Origin of the sequence: Luethyella okanaganae, from assembly GCF_042660285.1 — a bacterium.
Lineage (GTDB): Bacteria > Actinomycetota > Actinomycetes > Actinomycetales > Microbacteriaceae > Luethyella > Luethyella okanaganae.
In genome coordinates this window covers 592,380-614,454 of the sequence record NZ_JBHSTP010000001.1, presented here as the reverse complement: position 1 = coordinate 614,454, position 22,075 = coordinate 592,380, and the positions used below count along the sequence as shown (strand labels likewise).

Genomic DNA, 22,075 nt, shown 5'->3' with positions numbered 1-22,075 from the left:
TCGGCGACGTTCTGCCGGATCGCCGCCGAACCGCGTGGAAGGAGGAAGGAGGAATCGTACAGACTCCTCCCCTAGTGTGTAACGGAGATGTTTACCCGAGTCCTCAGCATCATCGTCGTCCTCGCCGTCACCGTCGGCCTGCTGATCCTCGCGTGGCCCCAACTGTTCGGGCTGCAGAATACGTGGATCGTCGCCCAAATCGTCTCGTTGCGCGGGCTCGCCGTCGTCGCCTCTGTCGGGTTGCTCGTCCTGCTGGCGCTGCTCGCGCACATCCGACCGCTCCGCCGACTCGTCGGGGGGCTCGCGATCGCCGTGCTGCTCTTCGGAGCGGCCAATACCGGCATCCTCGCCACACGCGGTATCGCGCAGGCGGACGCCTCGATCGCGTCAGCCGGCGCGAGCGACGCCGTCACCGTGCTCAGTTGGAACACGCGAGGCGAGCAGCCCGGCGTCGAGGGCATCGCCAAGCTCGCTTTGGAGAGCGGCGCCGACATCGTCGCCCTGCCAGAGACCACCGATGAGCTCGGTACGGAGGTCGCCGTCGCCATGCGCGAGGCAGGTCGCCCCATGTGGGTGTGGACGCTCAACTTCAGCGAGGTCTACAAGGCACGATCGACCGCTCTGCTGATCAGTCCCGACCTCGGCGAGTACACCCTCGACTCGGTCGACGGCAGTGGCCCGCCCGGCAACACGAACGTCTCGCCGACGGTCGTCGCGAGACCCATCGACGGTACCGGGCCGACCATCATCGCCGTCCACGCCGTCTCGCCCGTCGAAGGCGAGATGAGGAACTGGCGCAGCGACCTCGATTGGCTCACGGAACGGTGCGATGCCGAGAACGTCATCCTGGCGGGCGATTTCAATGCGACCATCGACCATATGGCCGGGCGCGGCATCGGCGGGGCGACGCTCGGCCGGTGCACGGATGCCGCGGTGCAGGCCGGCAGCGCCGCGATCGGCACCTGGCCCACCGATTTGCCGCCCCTTCTCGGCGCACCGATCGACCACGTTCTCGCCACAGCCAACTGGCGTGTCGAGAGCTTCCGCGTGCTCGACGATCGCGACGACTCGGGCAGCGACCACCGCCCCATCCTCGCCCGCTTCGTTCCGGCCTCGCCCTGAAGCCGTGCCTTCCGCCCGCCGTGCCCTCTGCCAACAGCCACCGCGGCGACATCGGCGAGCGATGACACAATGGAGTCATGGCGAACACCACTGACACGACCGGCTCCGTGACCGAGGCCTCGACGGCCGAGATCGCATCGGATCCGGAGAGCACGACCGAGACTCAGCGGACGATGTCGAATCGTTCGACGACGCCCGGCTCCGAGGGCTTCACATCCTACATCGGGAGCGGTTGGGCCGAGCGCGACGAGCTGTTGCCGCCGGCCAGGGAGCAGGCGGGATTCGCCGCCGAACGTCGCGCCCGTATCTCGGCACTGTACCGGGGCAAACGCCTCGTCGTCCCGGCCGGGAGCCTCAAACAGCGCTCCAACGACACCGACTACGCGTTCCGTGCGCACTCGGCGTTCTCCTACCTGACCGGCTGGGGATCCGACTCGGAACCCGGTTCCGTGCTCGTGCTCGAGCCGTCGCCCAGCGGCCACGAGGCGACGGTCTACTTCCGTGAGAAGGCCGGACGCGATTCCGACGAGTTCTACGCCAACCCCGAGATCGGCGAGTTCTGGATCGGCGCCCGTCCGTCACTCGCCCAGGTCGCGAGCGACCTCGCCCTGGGAACACGCGGCATCGCCGATTTCGACGCCGTCGTCGACGGCACCGACACCGAGACGCTGCTCGTGCGTGAGGCCGACCCCGCCGTGACCGAACGGATCGACAGCGCCCGCGTCCGCTACGCCGCCGAGCAGGCGATAAGAACCGACGCGAACGACTCGGCGTTCAGCCTCGAGGTGGGCAGCGAGCACGCACCTGACGCGGAACTCGCGCGAGACCTCAGTGAGTTGCGCCTCGTCAAGGACGCCTACGAGATCCGGCAGATGCGCGAGGCCGTCGACGCCACACGGCGCGGCTTCGACGATGTGATCGCGGACCTCCCTCGGAGTTCCATCTCGGAGCGCGGCGAGCGCCTCGTCGAGGGCGTCTTCTACACCCGCGCCCGGCTCGACGGCAACGCGGTCGGGTACGACACGATCGCGGCATCCGGACCGCATGCGACGATTCTGCACTGGACCAGGAACGACGGCCCCGTCGTGCCCGGCGACCTCATCCTGCTCGACGCGGGCGTCGAGCTCGACAGCCTGTACACCGCCGACATCACACGCACGCTGCCGATCAACGGCACATTCGACGATGTGCAGCGCAAGGTCTACGAAGCAGTCCGCGAGGCAGCGGATGCCGCGTTCGCGGTCGTTCGCCCCGGAGTCGTATTCCACGAGGTGCATGCGGCGGCGATGGAGGTCATCGCCCGCCGCACCGCCGAATGGGGACTGCTGCCGGTGAGCGCCGAAGAGGCGCTCGAAGCCGACAATCAGCACCATCGCCGCTACATGGTGCACGGAACGAGCCACCACCTCGGCATCGACGTGCACGACTGCGCGCAGGCACGTCGCGATATGTACCTCGACGGTATCGTCAGGGAGGGCATGGTCTTCACCATCGAACCCGGCCTCTACTTCCAGGCCGACGATGTATCGGTTCCGGCGGAGTACCGGGGCATCGGTGTGCGCATCGAAGACGACATCCTCGTGACAGCGTACGGCGCGGAGAACCTTTCCGCAGGCATCCCGCGCACAGCCGACGAGGTCGAGGCCTGGGTGCGCGGCGCGTAGCCTTTACCGACGAGCGGGCACGGATTCACTCCCTCCGCACCGCAATGACATCTGGTAGTCGCCCACGCCTTAGTCGCTCGTGTGCCCGGGGGCCGACTTGGGCTTGGGATCCGGGGCAGGCTCAGTCGGCGAGGCCTGCGGGGGCGTGGCAGGCGGCTCGGCTTCGGCTGGTCGCGACGCGGCCTGGGGAGCGGCATCGGCCGCGCCACTGAGCAGATTGCGCGCCCGATTCACGAGTTCCGGGTCGACGATCACCGAATAGCTCCCCGCGATCACCTGCATGACCGAGGTGAAGTCGCGACGTTTGCGGTTGACGGCATAGGTGACGATACCGAAGAGCATTCCGAAGCCGGCGCCGATCAGCAGGGCGGCGAGCACGAACGGCAGGCTCGCCCCCGTCGGCGAGAAGATGAACAGCAGCAGGCCGAAGAAGATCCCGAGCCAGGCGCCGGATGCCGCACCGGCGAGCGCAGCCCTACCGTAGGTGAGCTTGCCGGTCACATGCTCGACGCTCTTGAGGTCGCTGCCGACGATGGAGAGCTGCTTCACCGGAAAGTCAGCCCGAGCGAGGACATCGACGGCGTGTTGTGCCTCTGCATATGTCTCGTAGGTGGCGAGCGCCTCCCCTTTCGGCAGCACCGGGAATCCCGACGCTCCCCGACCGTTCAGTGGGTTCTGGTTGCTCATCCACCTATTCTTCCACGAGCGCATGGATACCGGCTCGGAGGGCATAGATTTGAGTGATGAGTGCCGCCAAAGTCTTCGTCGCCCGATTGGCAGGGTGCACCGTTTTCGACCCAGCAGGCGACCGCGTGGGCAAAGTGCGCGACCTGCTGGTGGTCTACCGCAGGAGCGACCCGCCGCGGGTGGTCGGACTCATCGTCGAGATTCCCGGCAAACGACGTGTCTTCGTGTCGATCGGTCGGGTCACGAGCATCGGCAGTGGCCAGATCATCACGACCGGTCTCATCAATGTGCGTCGTTTCGAGCAGCGTGGCGGAGAGGTGCGCGTCATCGCCGAGATGCTCGGGCGCACCGTCGCCTTCAACGACGGTTCCGGGGAGGCCACGATCGAGGATGTCGCCATCGAGGAACGCGGCCAGGGCGAATGGGAGGTGAGCCAGCTCTTCGTGCGACGCCCGAAGACGAGTGCCTCGCCGTTCGCGAAGGGCGCCACGACATTCGCCAGCTGGCAGGAGGTTCGCGAGAAGACGAGCGTTGGGCGGGCGCAGTCCGCCGAACAGCTCATCGCGACGTATTCGGAGCTGAAGCCGGCCGACCTCGCCAACACCCTGCTCGACCTGCCGCAGCAGCGCCGGCACGAGGTCGCCGAGGAGTTGCCGGATGACCGCCTCGCCGATGTGCTCGAGGAGATGCCAGAAAGCGACCAGGTCGAGATCCTCGCCCAGCTCGACGACGATCGTGCGGCCGATGTGCTCGACCAGATGCAGCCCGACGACGCGGCCGACCTCATCGCCGCTCTGCCGGAGGACCGCGTCGAGCACCTCCTCGAACTCATGGAGCCCGAAGAGGCCGACGACGTGCGCATGCTGCTCAGCTATGCACCGGACACCGCGGGTGGTCTCATGACGACCGAGCCCATCATCGTCTCGGCCGATGCGACCGTCGCCGAGGGACTCGCCCTCATCCGCCGCCACGAGCTGGCTCCCGCGATCGGTGCCGCTGTCTGCGTGACACTGCCGCCGTACGAACCGCCGACCGGGCGCTTCCTCGGCATGGTGCACTTTCAGCGGATGCTGCGCTATCCGCCGCACGAACGCCTCGGCACGCTGCTCGACGTGGGGCTCGACCCCGTCTACCCCGATACATCTGCGGCAGAGGTGTCGCGCATCCTCGCGAGCTACAACCTCGTCTCGGTTCCCGTCGTCGACGACAATCATCGGCTTGTCGGGGTGGTGACCATTGATGATGTTCTCGACTACCTGCTCCCGGACGACTGGAGAAGTCACGCGGACGACGACGACGTGAGCAGACGCGCGGCGGCGCGTGCTCAGCTGAGAACAGGCAGCATCCCGATCCAGGGCGGAAGGAGGACCGGCAATGGTACGAGCCCATAAGACGGACATCAGGCTCGACGCGCCGAAAGGCCTGCGCGGCTCCGTCGTCGGCTCCCGCAACCGAGCGAGCAGAGATCGTTTCGGTCGCTTCACCGAGTCGATCGCCCGCGGCATGGGCACGCCGTGGTTCCTGCTCGGTCTCACGGTGTTCTGCCTCATCTGGCTCGCGTTCAACACTTATGCACCAGACGCCTGGCGGTTCGACTCCGCCGCGATCGGGTTCACCGCGCTCACGCTCATCCTCTCGCTGCAGGCCTCCTACGCCGCCCCGATGATCCTGCTCGCCCAGAACCGACAGGACGACCGCGACCGCGTGCAGATCGAGCAGGATCGCCAGCGGGCCGAACGCAACCTCGCCGACACCGAGTACCTCGCACGCGAAGTCGTGGCCCTGCGTCTCGCGGTGAAGGACATGGCGTCGAAGGACTTCATCCGCGCCGAGTTGCGTTCGCTCCTCGAACAGCTGGACGAGCGCGGCGAGGCCGAGAAGGACGCCCCGACGTGAGCACGGAGGCCATCCGCACGGCACTCGAGAACGTCATCGATCCCGAGATCCGCCGCCCCATCACCGAACTCGACATGGTGGGGGCGATCTCGGTCGACGCTACGGGGGTCGCCAATGTCGGCATCAAGCTGACGATCGTCGGATGTCCCGCGGCCGACCGCATCGAACGCGACGTCCGCTCGGCCGTCGAGACGGTCGTCGGAGCGGGCAATGCCCGGATCGAGATCTCGATCATGTCCGTCGCCGAACGCAAGGCTCTCACCGTGAAGCTCCGCGGAGGGGCGACCGCCCGCACCATGCCGTTCACCCGTGACTCGCTCACGCGCGTCTACGCTGTGACGAGCGGTAAGGGCGGCGTCGGCAAATCCACCATCACCGCGAATCTCGCCGTGGCCATCGCTGCGAAGGGGCTGCGCGTCGGAGTCGTCGACGCCGACGTGTACGGGTTCTCGATCCCCGGGATCCTCGGCCTCGTCGAGCCGGTTCCCGGAGCGACGGACGGCGCCGTTCGCGCCGTCAAGCCGACCAGGGTCGACGAGATGATCCTGCCCCCCGTCGCACACGATGTGAAGGTCATCTCGATCGGCATGTTCGTCGAAGACAGTTCGGCCGCTGTCGCCTGGCGCGGCCCGATGCTGCACCGCACGATCCAGCAGTTCCTCACGGATGTCTACTTCGGCGATCTCGACCTGCTGCTCCTCGATCTGCCCCCTGGCACGGGCGACGTCGCGATCTCGATCGGCCAGTTGCTCCCGCATGCCGAGGTCATCGTCGTCACGACCCCGCAACCGGCCGCGGCCGACGTCGCGGAACGCAGCGGCATCGTCGCCCGCCAGACCGGCCAGCGCATCTATGGTGTGATCGAGAACATGGCCGGGCTGACACAGGCGGACGGCAGCGTGCTCGATCTCTTCGGCGCCGGCGGCGGTGCCGAGGTCGCACGCCGCCTCTCGGCAGGGCAGGATTCCGAGGTGCCGCTGCTCGCCCGCGTGCCGTTGAGCCTGTCCCTTCGCAGCGGCGGGGACTCTGGAACACCGGTCGTCCTCTCCCATCCGGACGACCCGGCCAGCCGGGCGATCCTCGAGGTCGCCGAGACACTCGCGAGGCGTGGACGCGAACTGTCCGGCCGATCGCTCGGTCTCTTTCCAAGATAGCCGGGGCGGCATATCGGTTCTTCAGACGCCGATCGACGCTCGACCGGCTACCGCATCCAACGGTACTCGAGTTCGGGGCGTCCAGGCGTTCCGTAACGCGCGCTCCGTTCGACGAACCCCGACGAGACGAGATGTTCAAGATAGCGACGCGCCGTGACCCGCGCAAGCGAGAGCACGGTGCCGAGCTCATTCGCGGACACAGCTTCTCCGCCCTCCCGGAGAAGAGCGACGACCCGTGTGAGCGTCTCCTCGGACAGTCCTTTTTCGAGCACGGGATGCGTCGGGGCCCGCAGGCGCGCGAAGGACTGGTCGACCTCGTGCTGGCTCGCAGTGCCAGCCGTTTCGTCGAGCCGTGCGCGGAAGGCAAGATACGCACGCAACTTCTCGGCGAACATGGCGAAGCCGAACGGTTTGATGAGGTACTGCACGATCCCGAGCGATACCGCCGCCCGTACCACGTCGACATCGCGGACCGCGGTGATGGCGATCACGTCGACGGCAAGTCCGGAGGAACGCAGTCGACGGCACAGTTCGAGGCCGTGCATGTCAGGCAGGTTCATGTCGAGCAGCACGAGGTGTATCCGGGCGGACTCCGAACCGTCCTCGGCGGAAACCCTGAGCGCGCGGATCGCCTCACTTCCGGTATGCGCGACCCCGACCACCCCGAGTCCCTCGATCCTCCGCACGAAGTCGGCGTGCGCGCTCGCGGCGAGCTCCTCGTCGTCGACGACGAGGACGTTGAGCTGCGGACGGGAAGCGGCGGTCACCGCGCGACCGGTCCTTCGTCGCACCACGGCGAACCGGGTGTTGCAAGCGGAAGCCGCACATCGAAATGCGATCCGCGAACCGTCACAGTTCCGTGCAATCGGCGTACCGCCTGCCGCACGAGGGCGAGGCCGACTCCACGACCGAACGCTGCTCCAGATGATTTCGTGCTGAAACCACGTTCGAAGGCCCGCTCCACCTCCGTGCCGCTCAATCCGGGGCCGCTGTCCGAGACCCTGATCATGAGCTCCCCTTCTGTGCGGTTAGCGGAGAAGGCGATCCACGACCCTGGCGTCCCTGCCACGGCATCCATTGCGTTGTCGAGGAGGTTGCCGACGATCGTCACAAGCTCGACCGAGGGAAGCCCGACACTCCCCAACTCTGGGTCGAGGTCGACGCGGAACTCGATTCCACGCTCACTCGCCTGCGCAGACTTGCCGAGGAGGATGGCGGCGAAGATCGGCTCATGGGCTGCCGCGAGCAGTTGATCGGCGAATCGGCGGCCGACATCGAGCTCATCGGTCGCGAAGGCGACGGCGTCATCGGCGCGACCGAGCTCGATGAGGGCGATGACGGCGTGCATCCGGTTCGAGAACTCATGGGTCTGCGAACGCAGGGCATCGGCGAGAGTGTGCATCGAATGCAACTCACCCGTGAGCCTCTGGAGCTCGGTGTGGTCACGCAGCGTCGCGACGGTTCCCAGGCTTCGTCCGGCATCGGTTCCGGAGACGGCCCTCTCCTGGTTCACGACCAGAACGTGAGAATCGGTGACGATGAGTTCGTCGACGACGCGCTCGCCGCGCAGGATGACCCTGGACAGCGGCTCGGGCAGGCCGACGGCCGAGAGCGCGACGGGAACGGACCGTCGATCGGGCACTGGCAAACCAAGCAGAGCGGCCGCCGCGTCGTTGTAGAGCACGAGCATTCCTTCGCGATCGACGAGGAGGAGCCCCTCGCGAACGGCGTGCAAAACGCTCTCGTAATAGGCGAACATCCGTCCCAGTTCCTCGGGTCCACGACTCCCGGTCGTTCTGCGCAGATAGCGGCTGAGCAACCAGGACGCGAACGCGCCGAGCGCGAGTGCGGCGAGCGCGGCAGCCACCAGAATCGGCAGGCGCGCCTGAATTGCCACCCCGAGATTCGCGACGGTCACGCCTGTCGAGACGATCGCGACGACTGTGCCGGCTGCGCTCTCGATCGGCACTGTGGTGCGCACCGATGGACCCAGGGTGCCCGTGTAGGTCTCTGTGATGGTCTCGCCCCGGAGGGCCGGGGCGATCGTGCCTCGGAACGGCTTGCCGATCTCCTCGGGATTCGGATGGGTGAAACGTGTGCGGTCCGGCGCGAGAATCGTGATGAAATCAGTGCGCGTCGCGGCCATGAGCTCGACCGCATATGGCTGCAGCGACACACTCGGATCCTGTGACTGCGCGGCATCGATCACGAAAGGATCATGGGCGATCGAATTCGCGACGGCGGCCGTCTTCATCTCGGCATCCTGCTCCACATCACGCCGGGCGTCGGCGAGCAGCACGATCACGGCGAGAACCGTGAGCAGCGCGACGACGAGCACCTGGAGTGCGAAGAGCCGTGCCGCGATGCTGACACGACGGATCCGGGCTCTCATGATGATCTCCTCGCCTCGTTGCGGGAGCCGCGCCGACGACCACAACCCTAGACCGCGCGCGGCCGCAGCGGCCTCCCCGCGCTACGAACAGTATGAACGCAACTCGGCCAACACCGGGGAGGTCGCCCAGGATGACCTGCAAGCAATCGATCCGTCATCGAACGGACACCTCACCCAATGGAGGGTAGACCATGGCAACGAAGCCCGCGGCCCCACGCAAGAAGCTCGACCGCACCCACTTTCTCTATCTCGCGGTCATCGTCGCCGTAGCCGCCGGGGCGACCGTCGGTTTGAGCGCCCCAGGGTTCGCGGTCGGACTCAAACCCATCGGCACCGCGTTCGTCGCGCTCATCCAGATGATGATCGCACCGGTGATCTTCTGCACGATCGCTCTCGGCGTCGGTTCGATAGCGAAGGCGGCGACCGTCGGCAAAGTGGGAGGTCTCGCTCTCGGCTATTTCATGGCCATGAGCTCGTTCGCTCTCGCGATCGGTCTCGTCGTCGGGAATCTGATCCATCCTGGCGACGGCCTCAACCTCACCGGCGTCAGCTATGACGCCCCCACGACGGCCGAAGGCCATACGACGACCGACTTCATCCTCGGGATCATCCCCACCTCGCTCCTGTCGGCTCTGACCGGTGGCAGCATTCTCCAGACCTTGTTCGTCGCTCTTCTCGTCGGCTTCGCGCTTCAGAAGCTCGGTGCACGAGGAGAGCCGATCCTTCATGGCATCCGGCTGATCCAGGGTCTCGTCTTCCGAATCCTGGCGATGATCATGTGGGTCGCACCCATCGGCGCATTCGGCGCCATCGCGGCCGTGGTCGGCAGTGCCGGCTTGCAGGCGATCCTGAGCCTCGCAACCTTGATGGTCGCCTTCTACCTGACCTGCGCAATCTTCATCGTCGTCGTGCTCGGCGGTCTGCTGAGGCTCGCGACGGGAGTCAGCATCTTCTTGCTCATGAAGTACCTCGCGCGGGAGTACCTCTTGATCGTCGGCACCTCGTCGTCCGAGGTCGCGCTTCCGCGCCTCATCGCCAAGATGGAGCATCTCGGGGTGTCCAAGCCCGTCGTCGGTATCACGGTGCCGACGGGGTACTCGTTCAACCTGGATGGAACCGCCATCTATCTCACCATGTCGTCGATCTTCATCTCGGGCGCGATGGGTACTCCACTCGGCCTTCCCGAGCAGATCTCACTTCTGGTGTTCATGGTGATCGCTTCCAAGGGTGCCGCGGGCGTCACCGGGGCAGGCCTCGCGACACTCGCCGGCGGACTGCAGGCACACCGGCCGGATCTGCTCGACGGCGTCGGACTCATCGTCGGCATCGACCGCTTCATGTCGGAGGCGCGTGCCGTCACCAACTTCACCGGCAACGCCGTGGCGACCGTTCTCATCGGCACGTGGACTAAGCAGATCGATGGCGCCCAGCTGAATGAGGTCCTCGCGGGCCGCCTGCCATTCGACGAAACGACGATGAGTGCCGACGACCACCTCGTGGCCGACGAGAAGGCGTACACCGAGGCCTACGAGACCGAAGACGGTGCGGTCGGCGCCAAGCGAGGGTGAGAACTACTGACTGCCTCCGGTGATCGGGCTCGCCGTGATTGAGTTCGCCGACGGGAGAGGCCACGACCGAGGGGACTGTCAGGTGGCTTCGGAGTCGAAGGGTGTGGCCTCCCCAGCCTTCACGACGCTGCGCTTGCGCTGCAGGTAAGCGGAATCAGGGTTGACGGAGCGCGAGACCGTCGGCTTCAGAAGGTCCTTCATCGGGTCCTCGTCGATGAGTGCCTCGCGGATGATGCGCCGCGGATCGTATTGGCGTGGATCGAGCTTCTTCCAGTCGAGATCGTCGAACTCGGGTCCCATCTCGTCACGCACGCGGTCTTTGGCTCCGTTGGCCATGTCACGAAGCTGGCGCACGAACCGGCCAAGCTGCGCAGCGTAGTGCGGGAGCCTCTCCGGGCCGAGCAGGAAGACGGCGATGACCCCGATGATGAGCACCTTCTCGAAAGTCAAACCGGACACCCCATCAGGATAACGCCCGGCGAGGCATCCCCAGACCGGGGCGCATGCGGTCGTAGTCTGGGTTCCACACACCTACGGGAGCAACAGCGTGTCTGACAATGACCTGAACTGGAAGTACGCCGACGACGTCGTCGTCGAGGCAGAGGCCGTGGCGAAGGCCAGGCAGCAGTCGCTCGAACTCGGCGTCGATGCCGTCTCACCCGCAGTCGGCGCTCAGACGGCGGTCGTCGCGGCCACGACGGGAGCGGGAGCCATCGTCGAGATCGGCACCGGCGTCGGTGTTTCAGGAATGTGGCTGCTGACCGGCGCTCCGGACGCCACGCTCACGTCCATCGACACCGAGCTTGAACACCAGCAGCATGCGCGCACGAACTTCGTCGAGGCGGGGATAGCCGCCAATCGTGTGCGTCTCATCACTGGTCGAGCGCTCGACGTGCTGCCGCGCATGAACGAGAACTCGTACGACATCGTCTTCGTCGACGCCGACCCCGGATCGGTGATCGAGTACGTCGAACACGGTCTGCGTCTGGCACGGCCAGGCGGAACGGTTCTCGTTCCGCACGCGCTCTGGCGCGGGCGGGTCGCCGACCCCGCCCGTCGCGACGACGTCGCGACGGGGTTCCGCACGCTCGTATCGGAGATCGCCGCCTCCAGCGCGGTCGTGAGCGCCCTCTCGATCGTCGGCGACGGGCTGCTCCAGATCACTAAGCTGCACGCCTGACACGGCTGTGCCAAGCCGGCTGGAGTCGCAGACATACATCCAGGGCTTGGCACAAGAGTCCGGAGCTATGCCGGAGTGACGACCTCTGCGAGGGCGTCGTGGAGTTCTCTGGCCTCGGCGTCGTTCACCGAGACGACCAGGCGGCCTCCACCCTCCAGTGGAACACGCACGATGATGAGGCGACCCTCCTTTACAGCCTCCATTGGCCCGTCTCCGGTCCGTGGCTTCATGGCCGCCATTGAGATCCCCTTTCGTGGCAAGACATTCCCATTATCGTGCATCCGGGCGACATCCCGAAATTGACGGATACCGTCGATCCCCGGTCACGGCGGACTCCAGTCGGCGCCGTCGATCCCCCAGCAGAGGAGCAACCAGCCCCATTGCAGTGCGACGAAGAGCACGACGATCGCGACCCGGTACAACGGGGAGCGCGGCTGCGCGACGGCACCGAGGAGGGGGAACATCGGCATGAGCAGGCGGAAGACGCTCGACTGAGGAAAGAACACCGCGAACAGGTAGAGCGCATAGCTCGCGAGCCACAACCGCAGGTCGACGCCGAGTCGCACGACCGCCGGCGTGAAGAGCAACAGCGCGAAGCCGATGAGGAGGGCGATCACGACGATAGCGCCGAGCGGAACGCCGAACCACCACGCACCGCTCTGGAACCACGGCGTGAAGGGCAGGAGCTCCTGATACCCGATGTACGGTGCCCGCCAGGCGAGCTCCGTCTCGGTGTACGCCATGGGCATGCCCGTCACGAGCGCCGCGAGCATGAGCCAGGAGAAGCCCATGATGCCGCTGAATACGGCGATGGACGCCGCCGCAACCCGCTCGCGCACCGGGAACGGGTCGCGAGCGCGCGTGAGCCAGCGGCAGATCACATGCAGACCGAGTGCGAGCGCGAACGCAAGCCCGGTCGGCCGGGTGAGCGCCATGACGGCGACAACCGGGAAAAGCAGCCAGTACCGGCGCTCGAGCAGAAGGAGCAGGGCGAGAATGAGGAGGAACAGCTGCATCGACTCCGCGTAGCCGAACTGCAGCACGGGCGAGAGCGGGGCGAAGCAGAAGAGCACGACGGCGTAGAGGCTCGCCGACGCGTCCAAGCTGTGGCGCATGAGCCGGTAGAACAGCAGGGCGCCGCCGAGCGCGAACACGAGCGAGACGAAGACTGCGAGCGGTTCCCAGGAGAAGCCGGTCAACCCCATCAGGACGCGGACGACCGCAGGGTATGCCGGCATGAACGCCCAGGCGTTCTCGTCGACCTGCCCGTCGAGCGTGAGCGGAAGGTGGGTCGGGTAGCCGGAGACGGCGATGACGTTGTACCACCGGGCATCCCACATGTTCGCGAAGTCGAGGTAGTCCGGATGGGCGCCGGTCCAGGCGTTGCGGCCCTGGACGCTCGCGAGCACGAGCACGAGCCCCGTCGTGACGAGGCGCGCCACGACGAAGACCACGATGACGCGCACCCACCACGGCGTCATCCGGTAGCGCACGCGCAGCGCCTTGCCATGGCCGGTGGTCGCCACCGTCGTGGCGGCCGGACGCGCGGTCACTGTACTCAACGACCGCTCAACCACGCCCGCAGTGCCCGCTCGGTCTGTGCGATCTGCAGCAACTCGACACGCTCGTCGTCGGCATGCGCCTTGAGCGGATCCCCGGGACCGAAGTTCACGGCGGGGATGCCGAGGGCGCTGAACCGCGCCACATCCGTCCAGCCGTACTTGGGCCGCGCCTCCGCGCCGACGGCGGCGACGAACTCGCGGGCGAGCCGGGCATCCAGTCCGGGGCGAGCCCCCTCGGCCTGGTCGACGACCGCGAACTCGAACTCGGGGAACAGTTCGCGGAGATGCTCGACCGCCTCGGCCACCGAACGGCTGGGCGCGAAACGGTAGTTGACGTGGACCATGGCCTCGTCGGGGATCACATTGCCGGCGACGCCGCCCGCGACCCCGACGGCGTTGAGCCCTTCGCGGTAGACGAGACCTTCGACCTCCACCTGGCGCGGCTCGTAGGCCGCGAGACGCTCGAGGATCGGTGAGATCTTGTGGATCGCGTTCTCGCCGACCCAGCCGCGCGCCGAGTGCGCCCGCACCCCCCGCGCGCGGAGCTCGACACGCAGGTTGCCGTTGCATCCACCCTCGACGTGTCCGTTGCTCGGTTCGCCGAGGATCGCGAAGTCGCCGACGAAGAGCTCAGGATGGCCAGCCGCGAGACGACCGAGACCGTTGAGATCGGCCGACACCTCCTCGTGGTCGTACCAGATCCAGGTGATGTCGACGACGGGTGCGATGAGTTCGGCCGCGAGCTTGAGCTGCACGGCGACGCCCGCCTTCATGTCGACCGTGCCCCGCCCCCACAGGTAGTCACGGCCGTCCACGGTCTCAAAGCGGGTGGGGAGGTTTCCGTTCACCGGGACGGTGTCGAGGTGCCCCGCGATGACGACGCGCTGCGCCCGGCCGAGGTCTGTACGTGCGACGACGCAATCGCCGTCGCGGATGATCTCGAGGTGCGCGAACCCCGAGAGGGCCACCTGGATCGCGTCGGCGAGGCTCTTCTCGTTCCCCGAGACGGACTCGATGTCGCAGATCGCCCTGGTGATGTCGACGCAATCGGCGGACAGGTCGATGGCGATGGGAGCGGCGGCAGTAGTGTCGAGCTCTGGCATACCCCCAGTCTACGGCTCGGCGTCACACGGCCCTGGCCGCCGATACGCTGGAACCATGGCCGACAGTACTCCGATTCCTCACCCGTCGACACCCGCCTGGGGCTATGGTCTCGCCACCGTCGCAGCCGACGGAACCGTGCTCGACACGTGGTTCCCTTCCCCGGCGCTCGGCGCCCTGCCCGCCGGTCGGGAACGGTGGATCGCCCCCGCGGAGCTCGAGGCCCTCGCCGGATCCGACGACCGTCGCAACGTGCGCATCGACATCGTCACGGTCGACGTCGACCTCGCGATCGCACCCGAGAGCACGCCCGACGCCTACCTTCGCCTGCACGTGCTCTCGCATCTGCTCGCCCGGCCCAACACCGTCAACCTCGACGGGATCTTCGCCCACCTGCCTGCGGTCGTCTGGACGAACGCCGGCCCGATGCTCCCGGCCGACTTCGACCGGCTGCGACCGGTCTTGCGGCGTGCGGGCATCCAGGCGACCGGACTCGACAAATTCCCCCGCCTGCTCGACTACGTCACGCCGGAGCGGGTGCGAATCGCGGATGCCTCGCGCGTACGGCTGGGCGCCCACCTCGCCCCAGGGACGACCGTGATGCACGAGGGCTTCGTGAACTTCAACGCGGGCACCATCGGCGCATCGATGGTCGAGGGTCGCATCTCGCAGGGCGTCGTCGTCGGCGACGGCTCCGACATCGGGGGCGGTGCCTCCATCATGGGCACGCTCTCGGGTGGCGGTACTCAGCGGGTGACCATCGGCGAACGCGCGCTGCTCGGGGCGAACTCTGGCATCGGGATCTCGATCGGAGACGACACGGTCGTCGAGGCGGGACTCTACGTCACCGCGGGAACGAAGGTTCTGGTCGTCGACCCGACCGCTGCCCCTGGCTCCCCGACGAGAACGGTGAAGGCCGCGGAGCTCTCGGGGGTGCCGAATCTGCTGTTCCGCCGCAACTCGCTGAGCGGCGCCGTCGAGGTGCTGCAACGCAGCGGCCTGGGAATCGTGCTCAACGAGACCCTGCACGCCTGAGGCGTCGGCCGGGCGTCGCGATCCGCACGCCGCCCGTCCGGTACGCTCGCTTCTACCGCTCGTATGCACCACGCAACGTCACGAAGGAGTGAAGTGGGAACCGATGCCCCGCGCGCGAAACGCCACCGCGGTCTGAAGGCGCTCGTCGCCGTCCTGGTCGCTCTGCTCGTCCTCGTCGTGATCGCGGGCGGCATCGGAGTCTGGACAGTTCAGCGATCCTTCCCGACCCTGTCCGGCTCCCTCGATGTTCCGGGCCTCGAACACGAGGTGACCATCTACCGCGACGACGCGGGAGTACCTCAGCTCGTCGCGGACAGCGCGCAAGACCTCTTCCTCGCGCAGGGCTTCGTGCACGCTCAGGATCGTTTCTGGGAGATGGACTTTCGGCGGCACGTGACGTCAGGGCGCCTCTCCGAGCTGTTCGGCGAGAGCCAGATCGGCACGGACTCCTTCATCCGCACGCTCGGCTGGCGTGCGATCGCCGAGAAGGAGGTACAGCTTCTTGAGCCGGAGACTCTGGCCTTCTACCAGGCCTATGCGGATGGCGTGAACGCCTATCTGGCGACCCGCTCCGGCGCGGAGCTGTCGCTCGAATATGCAGTCCTCGGCCTGCAGAACCCGGGCTACAGCCCCGAGGAGTGGACGCCGGCGGACTCGGTCGCATGGCTCAAGGCCATGGCCTGGGATCTGCGGTCGAACCTCGAGGACGAGATCGATCGCGCCCTCCTGTCGACGACGCTCAGCCCTGAGCAGGTCGCACAGTTGCACCCGGACTATCCCTATGCGAAACACCCCACCATCGTCGCTGGACCCGCACCGCAGGCTTCCGCGCCGGCATCGTTCTCGACGACACAGGTTCCGCCGATCACCGACCCGGCCGTCGTCACAGCCCTGCACGGGCTCAAGACCGCCCTCGCGAGTCTCCCCGAACTCGTCGGCCCCGCTGGCGGCGAGATCGGCTCCAACTCCTGGGTCGCCGCCGGGAGTCTCACGGACACGGGACTGCCGATCCTCGCGAACGACCCGCACCTGGGCCCCGTCATGCCCTCCATCTGGTATCAGGTGGGTCTCCACTGCAAGACCCTCTCGCCCAAATGCCCCTTCTCGGTCGCGGGCTACAGCTTCTCGGGGCTCCCCGGGGTGATCATCGGGCACAACGACCGCATCGCCTGGGGCTTCACGAACCTCGGCCCAGACGTCGCCGACCTCTATCTCGAGAAGGTGTCCGGCGAGACCTATGAGCTCGACGGCATCCAGCAACCGCTCGTGCAGCACAGCGAGACGATCACGGTCGCCGGGGGCGATCCCGTCACGATTGACATCCTCGCGACCGGGCACGGCCCGATCGTCACCGGTATCTCCGGCGACTTCGGAGAGATCGGTGCGGACTACCCTGCGGCTGTCGGCCAGCCGTCCGGCGTCTACGAACTCGCTCTGCAGTGGACGGCACTGACGCCCGGACGCACGGCGGGCGCCATCTTCGCGCTGAACCGTGCCCAGAACTGGGACGAGTTCCGCGAGGCCGCACGACTCTTCGAGGTTCCTTCGCAGAATCTGCTCTACGCGGATGTCGACGGCAACATCGGCTATCAGGCGCCTGGCCTCATTCCGGTGCGCAACAGCGGCGACGGAACGCTGCCGGTGCCCGGCTGGACGAGCGCCTACGACTGGAACGGCTTCATCCCCTTCGATCAGCTGCCCCGATTGCACAACCCGCCGAGTGGCCTCATTGTGACGGCGAACAACGCCGCCGTCGGTCCCGACACTCCCGGCATGATCACGAAGGACTGGGACCTCGGCTACCGCGCGCAACGGATCACGGCGCTGCTTCAGGAGGCGATCGGCTCCGGCGCGAGGATCACGATCGACACGATGGACTCCATCCAGGCGGACACCTTCGACGCGAACGCCGCGCAGATCGTGCCGGTGCTGAACGGCCTGACCATCGACGGCGATCCGGCCAAGGGACAGGAACTGCTTGCAGATTGGGACTTCCACGACGATGTCGACAGCCCATCGGCGGCGTTCTTCAACATGACCTGGCGGCATCTGCTCGATGCGATGTTCGCCGACAAGCTGCCAGAAGGCACAGCCCCCGCCGGCGGCGACCGCTGGTTCTCGGTGGTGGGCACCCTGCTCGATCAACCGGACTCGCCCTGGTGGACGAACGAGAAACGGGGCATAGCCGGACGCGATGCCATGCTCGAATACGCCATGGAGCAGGCCTGGTCGGAAGGCGTCGAACGCATGGGCCGCGATCAGAAACGGTGGTCGTGGGGACGCCTGCACACCCTTGAGCTCACGAACGCGAGTTTCGGCACGTCCGGCATCGGAGCGCTCGAGTGGTTGTTCAACCGCGGCCCGTACGAGCTCGGCGGAGGGTCGGCCGTGGTCGACGCCGTCGGCTGGGACGCACGGAACGGCTACCAGGCCGACTGGGTGCCGTCGATGCGCCAGGTGATCAGCCTCGCCGACTTCGACGACTCGACCTGGGTCAATCTCACGGGCGCCTCCGGTCACGCCTTCCACCCGAACTATGCAGATCAGACGTCGTTGTGGCAGACGAACCGCACCCGTCGGTGGGTATACGGTCTCGACACGATTGTCGAGACTGCGCGCGACTCCCTCATGCTCCGGCCGACCGGATAGTGCCGAGCCCGGTGCAAGACACGGCACACGGGCAGCAGGCGATTAGCTACACCTAGCGCGCCGGGAAGCTCCGCTCCGCGGCACCCGTATAGAGCTGCTGCGGGCGGCCGATCTTGGTCTGCGGGTCGGTGTTCATCTCGCGCCAATGGGCGATCCAGCCGGGCAAGCGGCCGATCGCGAACAGCACGGTGAACATGCGCGTGGGGAAGCCCATGGCCTTGTAGATGACGCCGGTGTAGAAGTCGACGTTCGGGTAGAGGCGACGCGATTTGAAGTAGTCATCCTCGAGGGCGATCGCCTCGAGCTCCTTGGCGATCTCCAACAGGTCGTCGTGCACGCCGAGCGCAGCGAGCACCTCGTCGGCGCTCTCCTTGACGAGCTTGGCGCGCGGGTCGTAGTTCTTGTAGACACGGTGTCCGAAGCCCATGAGCTTGACGCCGTCTTCTTTGTTCTTGACGCGCTCGACGAAGCGGCCGACGCCCTCTCCCGAGTCGCGGATCTGCGCGAGCATGGCGAGGACGGCCTCGTTGGCGCCGCCGTGCAGCGGGCCGAAGAGCGCGTTGATGCCGGCGGAGACGGAGGCGAAGAGGTTGGCCTCCGTGGATCCGACGAGGCGGACCGTCGAGGTGGAGGCGTTCTGCTCATGGTCTTCGTGCAGGATGAGCAGGCGCTCGAGCGCCTTGCTCAGCACCGGGTCGATCTCATAGGGCTCAGCGAGGTTGCCGAAATTGAGCTTGAGGAAGTTGTCGACGAAGCTCAGCGAGTTGTCCGGGTAGAGGAAGGCCTGGCCGATGCTCTTCTTGTGCGCGTACGCCGCCATGACCGGCAGCTTCGCGAGCAGACGCACCGTCGCGAGTTCGACGTGCTCGGGGTTCTTGGGGTTGAGCGAGTCCTGGTAGTAGGTCGAGAGCGCCGAGACGCCGGACGACAGCACCGACATCGGGTGGGCGTTGTGCGGGAGCGCGCTGAAGAAGCGCTTGAGATCCTCGTGCAGCAAGGTGTGCCGACGGATCTTGGTGTCGAACTCCTCGAGTTCGCTCGCGCTCGGCAGTTCTCCGTAGATGAGCAGCCAGGCCGTCTCGAGGAAGGTGGCCCTCTTGGCGACCTGCTCGATGGGATATCCGCGATAACGCAGGATGCCCTTCTCGCCGTCGATGAAGGTGATGGCCGACCTGGTCGAGGCGGTGTTGACGAAACCGTAGTCGAGACTGGTCAAACCGGTCTGGCGGGTCAGGCTCGAGATATCGATGCTCGACGGTCCGTCGACGCTCGGGACGACGGGGAACTCTGCCTGACCGCCCGGGTAGCTCAGCGTCGCCGTCAACGGCGCCGGGACCGGCGCCGCCGCAACCTGTCTCGCTGTGGCCTGTGCTTGCTCGACGTCGCCCACGGCGCCTCCCTGATTCCTCGTGAGTGGAAAACTCGGGACGCACGTCGCCGGTTGTGCCGCGACTGTGTAGACCCGCTTACAGCCTAATCCGAGTGAACGCCTACCGTTGCATCCGCCAAAGGATAGCGGAATCCGTTGGAGCACATGTCTAACCAGGGACCGTGACCGTCTGTACGACACCACGGTCTGAGGGGCGAGGCTAGCCGAGGCGCTCGGCGGCGGCGGCGATGCGCTCGTCGCTCGCGGTGAGCGAGAACCGAACATGGTCGGGGTAGAACGAGCCGTAGAAGTGCCCGGGCCCGGCGAGGATGCCGAGTCCGGCGAGCCGGTCGATGCTCCGCCAGGCATCCCGGCCCTCCGTTGCCCAGAGGTAGAGGCCGGCCTCACCGTGATCGATGCGGAACCCGGCCCGCCGAAGGGCCGGCAACAGGACATCGCGGCGGGCGCGGTAGATCTGCTTCTGCCGCTCCACATGCCCGTCGTCGCCGAGCGCCGCGATCATGGCCTCTTGGAGCGGAGCGGGCAGCATGAGTCCCGCGTGCTTGCGCACGGCGAGAAGCCGGTCGATGACGGCGGAGCATCCGGCGACGAAGGCAGCGCGATATCCGGCCATGTTCGACTGTTTGCTGAGCGAGTAGACGGCGAGCACATTGTGCCGGTCGCCACCGATGACGCGCGGATCGAGAATGCTCGGCACCCGCTCGGTATCCCACGGGGCGTCCCAGCCGAGCTCGGCGTAGCACTCGTCGCTCACGATGAGCGCGCCGAGTTCACGGGCACGTTCCCGGGCAGCACGCAGGTGCTCGACCGGCAGCACCCGGCCGTCGGGATTGCCAGGGCTGTTCAACCAGATGAGCTTCGTGGCATCCGGCCACTCGCCGGGATCGTCGGACGCGAAGGCCGTCGCCCCGGCGATCGCCGCCCCGATCGCATACGTCGGATAGGCCGCGCGGGGATGCACGACGACGTCGCCATCGCCGACTCCCGCCAGGAAGGGCAGCAGGGCGACGAGTTCCTTCGAGCCGATCGTCGGCAGCACATTCCTCTCGGCGAGTCCGGTCACGCCACGACGACGCTCGAACCACTCGACGATCGCACGGCGCAGTTCTGGCGTTCCCGTCGTCTGCGGATAGGCGTGCGCGTCGGTGGCGGCGGCGAGAGCCTGGCGGATGATCGGCGGGGTCGGGTCTACAGGCGAGCCGATCGACAGATCGACGATCCCATCCGGATGCGCGCGAGCTCGCTCAGCATGCGGGGCCATCAGGTCCCACGGGTATTCGGGAATCTGCTTCACGACGTGCTAGTGGCTCTGTGGTGGGAGTGCGCTGATGATGGGGTGGTCTTTGGCGATGACGCCGATCTTGGCTGCGCCGCCGGGTGAGCCGATGTCGTCGAAGAACTCGACGTTGGCGGTGTAGTAGTCGGCCCACTGCTCGGGGAGGTCGTCTTCGTAGTAGATCGCCTCGACGGGGCAGACGGGTTCGCAGGCTCCGCAGTCGACGCATTCGTCGGGGTGGATGTAGAGCGAACGCTCGCCCTCGTAGATGCAGTCGACCGGGCACTCGTCCACACACGCACGATCCTTGACATCCACACACGGAAGAGCGATGACATAGGTCACAGTGGTCCGGTTCCCTTCACGAGTGGGCTTCTAGTCTACGCGCGCCGAGACAGGCGAGCGGGCAGACGCGGCCAGGCGAGCACGATCGTGGAGATGAGAGTCGGAGCGACCGTCCAGACAAGACCGAGCGCACTCTGCGGGATCAGCACAGACCCGCCGGTGCTCCGTAGCGAGAGCAAGAAGATCGTTCCGAGCAGGCCGATGGCGGTCGCGAGCACGATGAGCCGGTCGTTCAGGACGAGTCGCAGCCCGACCAACAGCGCCGTGATACCGGACAGAGAGAGGATGAGCCCCCAGGGGACGTCGACACCGGCGACCTCGACGGTCGACTGGTGCGCGATCGTGCCGATGGCCCCGAACACTGCCCCCACGAAGAAGGCGAGGACGCCCGTCACGATGCGACTCCCGACGCTCGGCGGCGAATCTTCGAGCGCGCCGGGAGCGCTCAGTCGCACGAAGGCTTCCGTCTCCCCCAGGCTCCGCGCCTCCGCACCGTCTCGCCGCACGATCCGGCCATCGACCGAGATGCCTGTGCATGATGAGATGGCATCGAGCTTCGCGTCGAGCTGATCGGACACATCGATCGCCTTCAGCCGCCGCCCGACCGGCAGAATGTCGTTCACCGCCAGGTAGAGCGGGAGTCGACGGGCGGATGCCTCGGCGACGGCCAGGCGCACGAGACCGAGCTCATCGCGCTCGAAGGCGCTCGTGTCCTGGTGCGGCACGATGATCGCGGTCGAGTCTTGCTCGTCGATCGCCGAGGCGATCGCGGCGTGCGCGTCCATGGTCACGACACGACACTCGCGGGCGCCCATGAGGTAGAGCGCCTCGTCTACGCCCGCGACTTCCGGCACCGACGTCAGCACGAGGGTTCCAGCGCCGTCCTCGGCGAGCCGGGCGATGGTTCCCCCCGCCCGGAGCAGCGCGTCGTACGGATCGGGGAAGACCAGCAGCACGCGTTCCTCCCGGCCTGCCATGACCACGATCCGCCACCGTCCTCGTCCGGGAGGCCGTCTCCCATTCGCAATCCTAACTAGACAGCCGACGGCCTTCG

Annotated in this window: 20 protein-coding genes; 9 read left to right on the top strand and 11 right to left on the bottom strand. The window is 66.8% G+C overall.

Features of this window, described 5'->3' with window-relative positions:
- Positions 1 to 87: 87 nt before the first annotated feature.
- Both ACFQB0_RS02750 and ACFQB0_RS02745 read left to right on the top strand, forming a co-directional pair.
- On the top strand, positions 88 to 1,122 hold the full coding sequence (locus ACFQB0_RS02750) for an endonuclease/exonuclease/phosphatase family protein (protein ID WP_386727303.1): 1,035 nt from the start codon (positions 88 to 90) through the stop codon (positions 1,120 to 1,122).
- Positions 1,123 to 1,199: 77 nt separating this feature from the next.
- Positions 1,200 to 2,786, top strand: coding sequence for an aminopeptidase P family protein (locus ACFQB0_RS02745; RefSeq protein ID WP_386727301.1), 1,587 nt, complete (start codon positions 1,200 to 1,202; stop codon positions 2,784 to 2,786).
- A gap of 69 nt (positions 2,787 to 2,855) precedes the next feature.
- On the opposite strand, the gene ACFQB0_RS02740 is transcribed toward ACFQB0_RS02745, so the two are convergent.
- Positions 2,856 to 3,473, bottom strand: coding sequence for a general stress protein (locus ACFQB0_RS02740; protein WP_386727299.1), 618 nt, complete (start codon positions 3,471 to 3,473; stop codon positions 2,856 to 2,858).
- Between the two features lie 56 nt (positions 3,474 to 3,529).
- On the opposite strand from ACFQB0_RS02740, the gene ACFQB0_RS02735 reads away from it, so the two are divergent.
- Genes ACFQB0_RS02735 through ACFQB0_RS02725 form a run of 3 tightly spaced genes read left to right on the top strand, consistent with a single transcriptional unit; the run spans position 3,530 to position 6,523 of the window.
- On the top strand, positions 3,530 to 4,864 hold the full coding sequence (locus ACFQB0_RS02735) for a magnesium transporter MgtE N-terminal domain-containing protein (protein WP_386727296.1): 1,335 nt from the start codon (positions 3,530 to 3,532) through the stop codon (positions 4,862 to 4,864).
- Positions 4,848 to 5,369 (top strand): DUF1003 domain-containing protein, encoded by a 522-nt coding sequence (locus ACFQB0_RS02730; RefSeq protein ID WP_386727295.1) that lies wholly within the window; start codon positions 4,848 to 4,850, stop codon positions 5,367 to 5,369. Before ACFQB0_RS02735 ends, ACFQB0_RS02730 begins: the two co-directional genes overlap by 17 nt.
- Positions 5,366 to 6,523, top strand: a complete 1,158-nt coding sequence (locus ACFQB0_RS02725; protein ID WP_386727293.1) for an Mrp/NBP35 family ATP-binding protein — start codon at positions 5,366 to 5,368, stop codon at positions 6,521 to 6,523. The genes ACFQB0_RS02730 and ACFQB0_RS02725 overlap by 4 nt, the downstream gene beginning before the upstream one ends.
- Before the next feature lie 47 nt (positions 6,524 to 6,570).
- Here the strand turns inward: ACFQB0_RS02725 and ACFQB0_RS02720 are convergent, their stop codons facing one another.
- A complete protein-coding gene (locus ACFQB0_RS02720; RefSeq protein WP_386727290.1) occupies positions 6,571 to 7,290 on the bottom strand; it encodes a response regulator in 720 nt (239 codons plus the stop codon).
- Positions 7,287 to 8,915, bottom strand: a complete 1,629-nt coding sequence (locus ACFQB0_RS02715) for a sensor histidine kinase (RefSeq protein ID WP_386727287.1) — start codon at positions 8,913 to 8,915, stop codon at positions 7,287 to 7,289. The genes ACFQB0_RS02720 and ACFQB0_RS02715 overlap by 4 nt, the downstream gene beginning before the upstream one ends.
- 191 nt (positions 8,916 to 9,106) lie before the next feature.
- Here ACFQB0_RS02715 and ACFQB0_RS02710 point away from each other — a divergent pair, with 191 nt between their 5' ends.
- Positions 9,107 to 10,483: a cation:dicarboxylate symporter family transporter gene (locus ACFQB0_RS02710; RefSeq protein ID WP_386727284.1), complete on the top strand. Its 1,377-nt coding sequence runs from the start codon at positions 9,107 to 9,109 to the stop codon at positions 10,481 to 10,483.
- Between the two features lie 78 nt (positions 10,484 to 10,561).
- Here the strand turns inward: ACFQB0_RS02710 and ACFQB0_RS02705 are convergent, their stop codons facing one another.
- The gene (locus tag ACFQB0_RS02705) at positions 10,562 to 10,942 is read right to left on the bottom strand and encodes a sec-independent translocase (RefSeq protein WP_386727281.1); all 381 of its coding nucleotides are present in this window, start codon (positions 10,940 to 10,942) and stop codon (positions 10,562 to 10,564) included.
- A gap of 88 nt (positions 10,943 to 11,030) precedes the next feature.
- Between ACFQB0_RS02705 and ACFQB0_RS02700 the strand changes: the two genes are divergently transcribed.
- Positions 11,031 to 11,663 (top strand): O-methyltransferase, encoded by a 633-nt coding sequence (locus ACFQB0_RS02700; RefSeq protein WP_386727279.1) that lies wholly within the window; start codon positions 11,031 to 11,033, stop codon positions 11,661 to 11,663.
- A 65-nt stretch (positions 11,664 to 11,728) separates the two neighbouring features.
- Here the strand turns inward: ACFQB0_RS02700 and ACFQB0_RS02695 are convergent, their stop codons facing one another.
- The 3 genes from ACFQB0_RS02695 to dapE all read right to left on the bottom strand — a co-directional run bounded on the left by ACFQB0_RS02695 (position 11,729) and on the right by dapE (position 14,328).
- Positions 11,729 to 11,902 carry a DUF3117 domain-containing protein gene (locus tag ACFQB0_RS02695; protein ID WP_386727276.1) on the bottom strand — a complete coding sequence of 58 codons (174 nt, stop codon included), beginning with the start codon at positions 11,900 to 11,902 and terminating at the stop codon, positions 11,729 to 11,731.
- 84 nt (positions 11,903 to 11,986) lie between these two features.
- Positions 11,987 to 13,216: a hypothetical protein gene (locus tag ACFQB0_RS02690; protein ID WP_386727274.1), complete on the bottom strand. Its 1,230-nt coding sequence runs from the start codon at positions 13,214 to 13,216 to the stop codon at positions 11,987 to 11,989.
- Positions 13,217 to 13,221: 5 nt separating this feature from the next.
- Positions 13,222 to 14,328, bottom strand: coding sequence for a succinyl-diaminopimelate desuccinylase (gene dapE, locus ACFQB0_RS02685; RefSeq protein ID WP_386727272.1), 1,107 nt, complete (start codon positions 14,326 to 14,328; stop codon positions 13,222 to 13,224).
- 55 nt (positions 14,329 to 14,383) lie between these two features.
- Between dapE and dapD the strand changes: the two genes are divergently transcribed.
- Positions 14,384 to 15,361 carry a 2,3,4,5-tetrahydropyridine-2,6-dicarboxylate N-succinyltransferase gene (gene dapD, locus ACFQB0_RS02680; protein ID WP_386727269.1) on the top strand — a complete coding sequence of 326 codons (978 nt, stop codon included), beginning with the start codon at positions 14,384 to 14,386 and terminating at the stop codon, positions 15,359 to 15,361.
- Positions 15,362 to 15,454: 93 nt separating this feature from the next.
- A complete protein-coding gene (locus tag ACFQB0_RS02675) occupies positions 15,455 to 18,010 on the top strand; it encodes a penicillin acylase family protein (protein ID WP_386727267.1) in 2,556 nt (851 codons plus the stop codon).
- Between the two features lie 52 nt (positions 18,011 to 18,062).
- On the opposite strand, the gene ACFQB0_RS02670 is transcribed toward ACFQB0_RS02675, so the two are convergent.
- From ACFQB0_RS02670 to ACFQB0_RS02655, 4 genes are all read right to left on the bottom strand, one after another.
- A complete protein-coding gene (locus tag ACFQB0_RS02670; protein ID WP_386729609.1) occupies positions 18,063 to 19,334 on the bottom strand; it encodes a citrate synthase in 1,272 nt (423 codons plus the stop codon).
- A 265-nt stretch (positions 19,335 to 19,599) separates the two neighbouring features.
- Complete coding sequence (gene dapC, locus ACFQB0_RS02665) at positions 19,600 to 20,694, bottom strand: succinyldiaminopimelate transaminase (RefSeq protein WP_386727264.1); 1,095 nt, start codon at positions 20,692 to 20,694, stop codon at positions 19,600 to 19,602.
- Positions 20,695 to 20,700: 6 nt separating this feature from the next.
- Positions 20,701 to 21,021 carry a ferredoxin gene (gene fdxA, locus ACFQB0_RS02660; protein ID WP_386727262.1) on the bottom strand — a complete coding sequence of 107 codons (321 nt, stop codon included), beginning with the start codon at positions 21,019 to 21,021 and terminating at the stop codon, positions 20,701 to 20,703.
- Between the two features lie 35 nt (positions 21,022 to 21,056).
- Positions 21,057 to 21,998, bottom strand: a complete 942-nt coding sequence (locus tag ACFQB0_RS02655; RefSeq protein WP_386727259.1) for a hypothetical protein — start codon at positions 21,996 to 21,998, stop codon at positions 21,057 to 21,059.
- Positions 21,999 to 22,075: the final 77 nt, after the last annotated feature.

What these genes read in the sequence shown, in the direction of transcription:
- ACFQB0_RS02750 (WP_386727303.1), top strand. Translation starts at nt 88, where the DNA reads ATGTTTACCCGAGTCCTCAGCATCATCGTCGTCCTCGCCGTCACCGTC.
- ACFQB0_RS02745 (WP_386727301.1), top strand. Translation starts at nt 1,200, where the DNA reads ATGGCGAACACCACTGACACGACCGGCTCCGTGACCGAGGCCTCGACG.
- ACFQB0_RS02740 (WP_386727299.1), bottom strand. Translation starts at nt 3,473, where the DNA reads ATGAGCAACCAGAACCCACTGAACGGTCGGGGAGCGTCGGGATTCCCG.
- ACFQB0_RS02735 (WP_386727296.1), top strand. Translation starts at nt 3,530, where the DNA reads ATGAGTGCCGCCAAAGTCTTCGTCGCCCGATTGGCAGGGTGCACCGTT.
- ACFQB0_RS02730 (WP_386727295.1), top strand. Translation starts at nt 4,848, where the DNA reads ATGGTACGAGCCCATAAGACGGACATCAGGCTCGACGCGCCGAAAGGC.
- ACFQB0_RS02715 (WP_386727287.1), bottom strand. Translation starts at nt 8,915, where the DNA reads ATGAGAGCCCGGATCCGTCGTGTCAGCATCGCGGCACGGCTCTTCGCA.
- ACFQB0_RS02710 (WP_386727284.1), top strand. Translation starts at nt 9,107, where the DNA reads ATGGCAACGAAGCCCGCGGCCCCACGCAAGAAGCTCGACCGCACCCAC.
- ACFQB0_RS02695 (WP_386727276.1), bottom strand. Translation starts at nt 11,902, where the DNA reads ATGGCGGCCATGAAGCCACGGACCGGAGACGGGCCAATGGAGGCTGTA.
- dapE (WP_386727272.1), bottom strand. Translation starts at nt 14,328, where the DNA reads ATGCCAGAGCTCGACACTACTGCCGCCGCTCCCATCGCCATCGACCTG.
- dapD (WP_386727269.1), top strand. Translation starts at nt 14,384, where the DNA reads ATGGCCGACAGTACTCCGATTCCTCACCCGTCGACACCCGCCTGGGGC.
- ACFQB0_RS02655 (WP_386727259.1), bottom strand. Translation starts at nt 21,998, where the DNA reads ATGGCAGGCCGGGAGGAACGCGTGCTGCTGGTCTTCCCCGATCCGTAC.